Here is a 1,211-nt window from a genome sequence, read left to right as displayed (position 1 = left end):
ATCACTAGGAGATCATCATGTCCCAAGACAGAAGGCGGGTGTTTACGACGGACTTCAAGCTCGAAGCGGTACGGATGGTCAGAGACCGAGGCTATAGCGTGTCTGAGGTCTGTGAGTCGGTGGGGGTGGGCGAGACGGCGCTGCGGCGTTGGCTGGTCCAGTACGATGCCGAGCAACTGGGCCAGCGCGGCCCTGGCCGGCCGATCAGTCCGGAGCAGCAGCGCATACGTCAGTTGGAGGCCGAGCTGCACCAGGCCAAACTCGATAACGAGCTCTTAAAAAAAGCCTCGGCCTTCTTTGCCCGCGAGCTCAAGTGAGCTTTGCCTTGGTGGCGCATCTGCAACAGAAGGCCTATTCTGTGAGCCACATTTGTCGCGTACTGGGCGTGAGTCGCTCGGGCTATTACGCTCAGCGCAAGCGCCGCGTACCGGCCAAAGCATTACGTGAGCAGATCCACGCTGCGGCCGCTTTCAGGGCCAGTGGCTCGACGTACGGCAGCCGGCGGCTGTGCCGCGCTCTGCGTGATCAGGGCTTGGTGATCGGGCGCCACCGCACGCGCACCTTGATGCGTCAAGCCCACTTACGGCCTGTCTGGAAGCGCCGTTTCGTCCTGACCACCGTCCCTGACCACGGCAAGCCCGTGTTCCAGAACGTGCTGAACCGGCAATTTGACGTGGCTCAGCCCAACTGCGTCTGGGCCACGGATATCACCTATGTGCGAACCGGCCAAGGCGGGCTGTATCTGGCCGCCGTCTTAGATCTGTGTTCGCGCCGGGTGGTGGGCTGGGCCACCGCACCCACTACGCATACCTGGCTGGTACGCCAGGCCTTGGAGAGGGCCCTGAACCAGCGTCGTCCCGGCCCAGGCTTGTTGCTGCATTCGGATCGAGGGTTTCAGTATGTCAGTGCCGAATATCAAGCGCTTTTGGCCCGTCATGACATCCAGTGCAGCATGAGCCGTAAGGGCGATTGTTGGGATAACGCTGTCATGGAGCGCTTCTTTCTGAGCCTGAAGGTCGAGCGGCTGAACCGGCACCGTTATGCCACCCAGGCTCAGGCCCGGTGCGATATCCAAGACTATATCGAGAACTTCTACAACACCCAGCGCTTGCACTCAGCGCTGGGCTATCTGACTCCAGCCCACTACGAGGCTGGATTGAAGGCCAATACACCTAAAACGGTGTCCACGAAAACTTGACCACGACAGTCCG

At 60.7% G+C, this 1,211-nt stretch carries 1 protein-coding gene; it reads left to right on the top strand.

Annotated elements, in window-relative coordinates; all coding sequences use genetic code 11:
* The first annotated feature begins 17 nt into the window (after nt 1–17).
* A protein-coding gene (locus tag CSC67_RS21155; RefSeq protein ID WP_425337678.1) for an IS3 family transposase occupies nt 18–1,198 on the top strand; the annotation gives its coding sequence in 2 pieces (ribosomal slippage) (nt 18–288 and nt 288–1,198; 1,182 coding nt in all).
* Nucleotides 1,199–1,211 lie beyond the last annotated feature (13 nt).

Origin of the sequence: Pusillimonas caeni, assembly GCF_003545815.1 — a bacterium.
Lineage (GTDB): Bacteria > Pseudomonadota > Gammaproteobacteria > Burkholderiales > Burkholderiaceae_B > Pusillimonas > Pusillimonas caeni.
This window is presented reverse-complemented; position numbering and strand designations above follow the sequence as displayed.